Origin of the sequence: Streptomyces sp. NPDC006283 (assembly GCF_040613325.1) — a bacterium.
Classification (GTDB): domain Bacteria; phylum Actinomycetota; class Actinomycetes; order Streptomycetales; family Streptomycetaceae; genus Streptomyces.
This window is the reverse complement of the sequence record NZ_JBEXRZ010000268.1, coordinates 1-9,019: the sequence shown is the minus strand read 5'-3', so window position 1 is coordinate 9,019 and position 9,019 is coordinate 1. Positions and strand designations below refer to the sequence as shown.

The window sequence follows — 9,019 nt, the reverse complement described above, 5'->3', positions numbered from 1 at the left end:
GCTCCTGCACCTTGCCGCCTCCCTCGCCGGGAGCGGAGATGCCGGAGACGTCGCCCTTGATGTCGGCGAGGAAGACGGGCATCCCACGCGCCGCCGGGGCGTGCGCCACCCGGGCGGGCGGCGGCGGCATCCCTCTCCGCGCCCGCGCCCCCCGCACCCGCGACCGCGCCCGGCCCATGGGCAGGCGCCCCCGCCCCCAGGGCGCCGAGGGTGTGGTGCGTCGCCGCGCGGGGGGCGGCGTGCAGTGAACCGTGGTAGGCGGCCGTCGCGTCGGCCGGCTCGCCGGCGGGCGTCGGCGCAGGGTCGGAGGGCGTTCCTCGGGCGGGGCCGGTCATGACGCCGGGCCCGGGTCGTCGTCCGGGGTGAGGAGTTCGGCGATGTCCAGGACGTGGTAGCCGCGCATCGACGGCAGGCAGCTGCCGCGGACCGGGCCGATGGCCGAGGCCCATTCCTCGGGGATCGCGCCGAATCCGGACACCGATCCCGCGAGCGCGCCCGCGACCGCCGCTGTGGTGTCCGCGTCGCGGCCCATGTTGACCGCTGTCAGTACCGAAGTACGGAAGTCCCCGCGGGCGGCGGCGAAGGCGCCGAACGCGAGGCCGACCGCCTCCGGCGCCAGGTCCGTCCACGGGTAGCCGCCGATGACGACCGCGGAGCGAACGGCCCGTTCCATGGACAGGGTGTCCGGGTGGCTCCGCCCCGCGGCGACGACCGCGCGGCGCATCGAGCGTGCGGTCCAGGAATCCATGGGGACCACGGACAGCGCCGCCCCGATCACCCCCGCCGGCCCCGCGCCGCCCATGGCCGCCGCGACACCGGCGGCGACGGCCCGCCCCCCGTAGATCCCCTCGCCGTCGTGGCTGACGCTGCCGTCGATGGTCACGAGGCGTGCCGCCTCCGCGGGCTGCCCGGCGGCGAAGACGCCGAACGGGGCCGCCCGCATCGCCAGCCCGTCGCTCCACGCGTGCCGGTGCTGGGCGGAGATCGGGGCGGCGAGCCCCCGGCGCAGATTCTCCAGAGTGCCGCGTTCGCTGAAGCCCGCGCCCCGGAAGGGGCCCTCGTCCAGGTCGGCGATCCACTGGTGCCACGCCGACTCGACGTGCGCGACGGTGAGCGCGGAGCCGTGCCGGGCGAGCAGCAGACCCGAGAAGATCGCGTACTCGGTGTCGTCCGTGCCCGCGGGGTCGTCGCTCACGAACCCCTCGATGCGTCCCCAGCGGCGGCGGATCTCGGAGGGCCGCAGGTTCTCGGCGGGAGCGCCGAGCGCGTCGCCCACCGCGAGGCCGAGGAGCGCTCCGCGGGCCCGGTCGAGCAGGGCGGCGACGGAACCGGAACCGGATGCGGCCAGCACTTCCATGCGGATCCCTTCGCGCGCGCGAGCCTTCCTCCCGCATCTGTGCCACGTGCCGCGCCCGTCGAGTCAGAGAAACGTTTCTCTCACCCGCGCGCACCCGTTTCCGGCGGGCCCGGCTTGCGTCCCGCCTGATCCGGTGCAGACCCCTGGCAGCCAGGTAAGTAAAGCCTGCCTTGCTGGTACGCCCCTTACATCGCGCGTATCTTCGAAGGTGTCGAGGGGAGCGCGGCCGATCGGGCCGCTGCTGGAGCAAGGGGAGAGTTGTGTCCATCATCGAAACCGAAGCCGCACTGCACGAGGCACACCGCGACAACCACACGCACCGCGATGTGAACGGCGGCTGGCTGCGCCCCGCGGTGTTCGGGGCGATGGACGGCCTGGTCTCCAACCTCGCGCTGATGACGGGTGTCGCGGGTGGCGCCGTCTCGCAGCAGACCATCGTCATCACCGGCCTGGCCGGTCTCGCCGCGGGTGCGTTCTCCATGGCCGCGGGCGAGTACACCTCCGTGGCCTCCCAGCGCGAGCTGGTCGAGGCCGAACTGGACGTGGAACGCCGCGAATTGCGCAAGCACCCCGTCGACGAGATGGAGGAGCTGGCGGCGCTGTACGTCGCCCGGGGCGTGGAGCCCCCGCTCGCGCGCCAGGTGGCGATGCAGCTGTCGAAGGACCCGGAGCAGGCGCTGGAGATCCACGCCCGTGAGGAACTGGGCATCGATCCCGACGACCTGCCGTCGCCGCTGGTTGCCGCGGCCTCGTCCTTCGGGGCGTTCGCGCTCGGGGCACTGCTGCCGGTGCTGCCGTACCTGCTCGGTGCGAGCGCGCTGTGGCCCGCAGTGCTGCTCGCCCTGCTCGGGCTGTTCGCCTGCGGTGCTCTGGTGGCGAAGGTCACTGCGCGCAGCTGGTGGTTCAGCGGCGTGCGCCAGCTGGCCCTCGGTGGCACAGCGGCCGCGGTCACCTACGGCCTGGGAACGCTCATCGGCGCCGCGGTGTAGTACCGCCGCTTCCGCGGCGTCCGCCCCGCGCCGGCTCACCCGGGAGCCGGCGTTCGCTTTTTCGGGCTCCGTCACGGACCCTGTGACGTACGCCCTCCCGTGGTGGGGCCCCAGGGTGAGACACTATGCAGGGCGCCACATAAGTAGCCGTTACCCGGTGGTTTCGATTCCGCAATCACTGGGCATTAGCCGTAGACGCTGCGGGCAATGAAGCCTGCTCAGCCGAAGTCCGCCGGATGCGACGTGTCTGCCGCGACCTCTTTCACCGCCTGGCGCGGTGTCCGCATGCTGGAATGAGCTATCCGCTTTCCGAGAATCACTCCATCATGTAACCTGCACGAAATTTCGCGGAGGGCCAACGTCGTCCCTCGGCACTGCACATGCCACGACGACGACGGGAGAGCCGATGCGTTCCGACGCCTGGTCGCCCATGGACGGTCGCCCCGCCCCCCAGGGGATGTACGACCCCCGTAACGAACACGACGCCTGCGGTGTCGGGTTCGTGGCCACCCTCACCGGTGTTGCCAGCCATGAGCTGGTCGAGCAGGCGCTGACCGTACTGCGAAACCTCGAGCACCGCGGTGCCACCGGCTCCGAGCCCGACTCCGGCGACGGCGCGGGCATCCTGCTCCAGGTCCCCGACGCCTTCCTGCGCGAGGTCACCGCTTTCGAGCTGCCCGAGGCAGGTTCGTACGCCGTCGGTATCGCCTTCCTCCCGGCAGACGCCGAGGAGAACGAGGCCGCCGTCTCGAAGATCGAGACGATCGTCTCCGAAGAGGGTCTCAGCGTCCTCGGCTGGCGCGAGGTCCCCGTCACGCCCGACCTGCTCGGCAACGGCGCCCGCGCCACCATGCCCGCCTTCCGCCAGCTCTTCGTCACCGACGGAGTGAGCGAGGGCATCGCGCTGGACCGCAAGGCGTTCGTGCTGCGCAAGCGCGCCGAGCGCGAGGCCGGTGTCTACTTCCCGTCGCTCTCCGCGCGCACCGTCGTCTACAAGGGCATGCTGACCACCGGCCAGCTCGAGCCCTTCTTCCCCGACCTCTCGGACCGGCGCTTCGCGACCGCCGTGGCGCTCGTCCACTCGCGGTTCTCCACGAACACCTTCCCGAGCTGGCCGCTGGCCCACCCGTACCGCTTCGTCGCGCACAACGGCGAGATCAACACGGTGAAGGGCAACCGCAACTGGATGCGTGCCCGTGAGTCGCAGCTCGCCTCCACGCTGTTCAACTCCGGCGCCGGCAAGATCGACCGGATCTTCCCCGTCTGCACGCCCGACGCCTCCGACTCCGCGTCCTTCGACGAGGTCCTGGAGCTGCTCCACCTCGGCGGCCGTTCGCTGCCGCACTCCGTGCTGATGATGGTCCCCGAGGCGTGGGAGAACCACGACTCGATGGACCCGGCCCGGCGCGCCTTCTACCAGTACCACTCCACGATGATGGAGCCCTGGGACGGCCCGGCCTGTGTCACCTTCACCGACGGCGTCCAGGTCGGCGCGGTCCTCGACCGCAACGGTCTGCGCCCCGGACGCTACTGGGTCACCGACGACGGCCTCGTCGTGCTCTCCTCCGAGGTCGGCGTCCTCGACATCGACCCCGCCAAGGTCGTCCGCAAGGGCCGGCTGCAGCCCGGCAAGATGTTCCTCGTCGACACCGCCGAGCACCGCATCATCGAGGACGACGAGATCAAGTCCTCCCTCGCCGCCGAGGCGCCGTACGCCGAGTGGCTGGAAGCCGGCGAGATCGAGCTCGAGGACCTCCCCGAGCGCGAGCACATCGTCCACACCCACGCCTCCGTCACCCGCCGCCAGCAGACCTTCGGCTACACCGAGGAAGAGCTGCGCGTCATCCTCGCGCCAATGGCACGCACCGGCGGCGAGCCGCTCGGCTCCATGGGCACGGACTCGCCGATCGCGGCGCTCTCCGAGCGCCCGCGGCTGCTCTTCGACTACTTCACCCAGCTGTTCGCGCAGGTCACCAACCCGCCGCTGGACGCCATCCGCGAGGAGCTCGTCACCTCGTTGCACTCCTCGCTCGGCCCCCAGGGCAACCTGCTGGAGCCGACCGCCGCGTCCTGCCGCAGCGTCACGCTGCCGTTCCCGGTGATCGACAACGACGAGCTGGCCAAGCTCATCCACATCAACGCCGACGGCGACATGCCCGGCATGAAGGCCGCCACGCTGGCCGGCCTCTACCGCGTCACCGGCGGCGGCGACGCGCTCGCCGCCCGTATCGAGGCCATCTGCGGCGAGGTCGACGCGGCCATCGAGGACGGCGCCCGGCTGATCGTCCTGTCCGACCGGCACTCCGACGCCGAGCACGCGCCGATCCCGTCGCTGCTGCTCACCTCCGCCGTGCACCACCACCTCATCCGCACCAAGCAGCGCACCCAGGTGGGTCTGCTCGTCGAGGCCGGTGACGTCCGCGAGGTGCACCACGTCGCCCTGCTCATCGGCTACGGCGCCGCGGCGGTCAACCCGTACCTGGCCATGGAGTCGGTCGAGGACCTGGTCCGCGCCGGCACCTTCATCGAGGGCCTCGAGCCCGAGAAGGCCATCCGCAACCTGATCTACGCGCTGGGCAAGGGCGTCCTGAAGGTCATGTCCAAGATGGGCATCTCCACGGTCGCCTCCTACCGCGGCGCCCAGGTCTTCGAGGCCGTCGGCCTCGACGACGCCTTCGTCGACAAGTACTTCAACGGCACCGCCACCAAGATCGGCGGCGCCGGGCTCGACGTCGTCGCCAAGGAGGTCGCCGCCCGGCACGCCAAGGCCTACCCGGCCTCCGGCATCGCCGCCACGCACCGTGCGCTGGAGATCGGCGGCGAGTACCAGTGGCGCCGCGAGGGCGAGCCGCACCTGTTCGACCCGGAGACCGTCTTCCGCCTGCAGCACGCCACGCGCAACAAGCGGTACGACATCTTCAAGCAGTACACGGGCCGCGTGAACGAGCAGTCCGAGCGCCTGATGACGCTGCGCGGCCTCTTCGGCTTCAACACGGACCGCGAGCCGATCTCCGTCGACGAGGTCGAGCCCGTCTCCGAGATCGTCAAGCGCTTCTCCACCGGCGCCATGTCGTACGGCTCCATCTCCAAGGAGGCGCACGAGACCCTCGCCATCGCCATGAACCAGCTGGGCGGCAAGTCCAACACAGGTGAGGGTGGAGAGGACCCCGAGCGCCTCTACGACCCCGAGCGCCGCTCCTCCATCAAGCAGGTCGCGTCCGGCCGCTTCGGTGTCACCAGCGAGTACCTCGTCAACGCGGACGACATCCAGATCAAGATGGCCCAGGGCGCCAAGCCCGGCGAGGGCGGCCAGCTGCCCGGCCACAAGGTCTACCCGTGGGTCGCCAAGACCCGGCACTCCACCCCGGGCGTCGGTCTGATCTCCCCGCCGCCGCACCACGACATCTACTCCATCGAGGACCTGGCTCAGCTGATCCACGACCTCAAGAACGCCAACCCGGCAGCCCGCATCCACGTGAAGCTGGTCTCCGAGGTCGGCGTCGGCACGGTCGCAGCCGGTGTCTCCAAGGCCCACGCGGACGTCGTCCTCATCTCCGGCCACGACGGCGGTACGGGTGCCTCCCCGCTGACCTCGCTGAAGCACGCGGGCGGCCCCTGGGAGCTCGGCCTCGCCGAGACCCAGCAGACCCTGCTGCTCAACGGCCTGCGCGACCGCATCGTCGTCCAGACCGACGGCCAGCTCAAGACCGGCCGCGACGTCGTCATCGCCGCGCTGCTCGGCGCCGAGGAGTTCGGTTTCGCGACCGCGCCGCTCGTCGTGTCCGGATGCGTCATGATGCGCGTCTGCCACCTGGACACCTGCCCCGTGGGCATCGCGACGCAGAACCCGGTGCTGCGCGAGCGGTTCTCCGGCAAGGCCGAGTTCGTCGTCAACTTCTTCGAGTTCGTCGCCGAGGAGGTCCGGGAGATCCTCGCCGAGCTGGGCTTCCGCAGCATCGAGGAGGCCGTGGGGCACGCCGAGCTGCTCGACACCGAGCGGGCCGTCGACCACTGGAAGGCACAGGGCCTCGACCTCGAGCCCCTCTTCCACGTGCCCGACCTGCCCGACGGCGCGGTGCGCCACCAGGCCGTCGAGCAGGACCACGGACTGGAGAAGGCGCTCGACAACGAGCTGATCAAGCTCGCCGCCGACGCGCTGAACGCGGCGACCGCCGAGGATGCCCAGCCGGTCCGCGGCCAGGTCGCCATCCGGAACATCAACCGGACCGTCGGCACCATGCTCGGCCACGAGGTGACGAAGAAGTTCGGCGGTGCGGGCCTGCCCGACGACACCATCGACATCACCTTCACCGGCTCCGCCGGCCAGTCCTTCGGCGCGTTCGTGCCGCGCGGTATCACGCTGCGTCTCGAAGGCGACGCCAACGACTACGTCGGCAAGGGCCTGTCCGGCGGCCGGGTCGTCGTCCGCCCCGACCGGGGCGCCGAGCACCTGGCCGAGTACTCCACCATCGCGGGCAACACCATCGCCTACGGCGCCACCGGCGGCGAGCTGTTCCTGCGCGGCCGGACCGGCGAGCGCTTCTGCGTCCGCAACTCCGGCGCACTGGTGGTCTCCGAGGGCGTCGGCGACCACGGCTGCGAGTACATGACCGGCGGCCACGCGGTCGTCCTCGGCGAGACGGGCCGCAACTTCGCGGCCGGCATGTCCGGCGGCGTCGCCTACGTGATCGACCTCGACAAGGACAACGTCAACGCCGGTAACCTGGGGGCGATCGAGTCCCTGTCCGACACGGACAAGCAGTGGCTGCACGATGTCGTGCGCCGCCACTTCGAGGAGACCGGCTCGACCGTCGCTTCGAGGCTCCTCGCCGACTGGTCCGTGAACGTGGACCGCTTCAGCAAGATCATCCCGACCACGTACAAGGCAGTGCTCGCCGCCAAGGACGCCGCTGAGCTCGCCGGTCTCTCCGAGCAGGAGACCACCGAGAAGATGATGGAGGCGGCGATCAATGGCTGACCCCAAGGGCTTCCTGACCACCGGGCGCGAGGTCGCCGAGACCCGTCCCGTCGCGGACCGCGTCAGGGACTGGAACGAGGTCTACGTCCCCGGCTCCCTGCTGCCGATCATCAGCAAGCAGGCCGGCCGGTGCATGGACTGCGGCATCCCGTTCTGCCACAACGGCTGTCCGCTCGGGAACCTCATCCCCGAGTGGAACGACTACGCCTTCCGCGAGGACTGGGCGGCCGCGTCCGAGCGGCTGCACGCCACGAACAACTTCCCGGAGTTCACCGGCCGTCTGTGCCCGGCTCCGTGCGAGTCGGCGTGCGTGCTCGGCATCAACCAGCCGGCCGTCACCATCAAGAACGTCGAAGTCTCCATCATCGACAAGGCGTGGGACTCCGGCGACGTCACCCCGCAGCCGCCGGACCGCCTGTCCGGCAAGACCGTCGCGGTCATCGGCTCCGGCCCGGCGGGCCTCGCCGCCGCCCAGCAGCTGACCCGGGCGGGCCACACGGTCGCCGTCTACGAGCGCGCGGACCGCATCGGCGGACTGCTGCGCTACGGCATCCCCGAGTTCAAGATGGAGAAGGTGCACATCAACCGCCGCATCGAGCAGATGCGCGCGGAGGGCACCAAGTTCCGTACCGAGGTGGAGATCGGGCGCGACCTCGACGCCACCAAGCTGCGGCGGCGCTACGACGCCGTCGTCATCGCGGCCGGCGCGACCGTCTCCCGGGACCTGCCGGTCCCCGGACGCGAGCTGAACGGCATCCACTTCGCCATGGAGTACCTGCCGCTCGCCAACAAGGTGCAGGAGGGCGACTTCGTGGCGCCCCCCATCACCGCGGAGGGCAAGCACGTCGTCGTCATCGGCGGCGGCGACACCGGCGCGGACTGCGTGGGCACCGCCCACCGCCAGGGCGCTGCCTCGGTCACGCAGCTGGAGATCATGCCGCGCCCGGGCGACGAGCGGAACGCGAACCAGCCCTGGCCGACGTTCCCCATGCTCTACAAGGTGACCTCCGCGCACGAGGAGGGCGGCGAGCGGGTCTACTCCGTCTCCACCACCCACTTCGAGGGCGACGAGGACGGCAACGTGCAGTTCCTGCACCTGGTCGAGGTGTCCTTCGAGGACGGCAAGCTGGTCCAGAAGCCGGGCACGGAGCGGAAGATCCCCGCGCAGCTGGTCACCCTGGCGATGGGCTTCACCGGCATCGACAAGGCCAACGGCCTGGTCGAGCAGTTCGGTCTCGAGCTCGACGAACGCGGTAACGTGGCGCGCGACGCGGACTTCGCGACGAACGTCGACGGTGTCTTCGTCGCCGGCGACGCGGGCCGCGGCCAGTCGCTGATCGTCTGGGCCATCGCCGAGGGCCGCTCGGCGGCGCGCGGCGTCGACCGGTACCTCACGGGCGCGAGCGCCCTCCCGGCGCCGATCCGCCCGACGGACCGCGCGCTGACCGTCTGACCGCACCACCCCTTGCACGTCCCGTACAACGGCGTACGGAACTGAACACGGCGCCTGCCCTGTCCCCGACCGGACCTTGGGCAGGCGCCGTGGCATGTCGTCGGGGCGCGTGACGCCTGCGGCGGGCGTTTTCCCCACCCCGCCCCTTCCCGAAACCGGGGCAAGCCCCGGACCCCGTACCGCGCTCCGCGCGGTGTCCTCAAACGCCGGACGGGCTGATTTCGCTCCGCGAAATCCAGCCT

4 protein-coding genes and 1 pseudogene are annotated in these 9,019 nt (G+C 71.0%); 3 read left to right on the top strand and 2 right to left on the bottom strand.

Translation table 11 applies throughout. The features are described 5' to 3' along the window. Positions 1-94, bottom strand: a pseudogene (locus tag ABZ070_RS33050) (helicase HerA-like domain-containing protein); the annotation flags it as partial. Between the two features lie 237 nt (positions 95-331). Further along, positions 332-1,357: an ADP-ribosylglycohydrolase family protein gene (locus tag ABZ070_RS33045; RefSeq protein ID WP_356639350.1), complete on the bottom strand. Its 1,026-nt coding sequence runs from the start codon at positions 1,355-1,357 to the stop codon at positions 332-334. A gap of 260 nt (positions 1,358-1,617) precedes the next feature. On the opposite strand from ABZ070_RS33045, the gene ABZ070_RS33040 reads away from it, so the two are divergent. The 3 genes from ABZ070_RS33040 to ABZ070_RS33030 all read left to right on the top strand — a co-directional run bounded on the left by ABZ070_RS33040 (position 1,618) and on the right by ABZ070_RS33030 (position 8,777). Continuing rightward, entirely contained in the window at positions 1,618-2,346 is a 729-nt protein-coding gene (locus tag ABZ070_RS33040) for a VIT1/CCC1 transporter family protein (RefSeq protein ID WP_356639349.1), read from the top strand. Positions 2,347-2,752: 406 nt separating this feature from the next. Continuing rightward, positions 2,753-7,324: a glutamate synthase large subunit gene (gene gltB / locus ABZ070_RS33035; protein WP_356639347.1), complete on the top strand. Its 4,572-nt coding sequence runs from the start codon at positions 2,753-2,755 to the stop codon at positions 7,322-7,324. Then, a complete protein-coding gene (locus tag ABZ070_RS33030) occupies positions 7,317-8,777 on the top strand; it encodes a glutamate synthase subunit beta (protein WP_356639345.1) in 1,461 nt (486 codons plus the stop codon). Before gltB ends, ABZ070_RS33030 begins: the two co-directional genes overlap by 8 nt. Positions 8,778-9,019 lie beyond the last annotated feature (242 nt).

What these genes read in the sequence shown, in the direction of transcription:
- gltB (WP_356639347.1), top strand. Translation starts at nt 2,753, where the DNA reads ATGCGTTCCGACGCCTGGTCGCCCATGGACGGTCGCCCCGCCCCCCAG.
- ABZ070_RS33045 (WP_356639350.1), bottom strand. Translation starts at nt 1,357, where the DNA reads ATGGAAGTGCTGGCCGCATCCGGTTCCGGTTCCGTCGCCGCCCTGCTC.
- ABZ070_RS33030 (WP_356639345.1), top strand. Translation starts at nt 7,317, where the DNA reads ATGGCTGACCCCAAGGGCTTCCTGACCACCGGGCGCGAGGTCGCCGAG.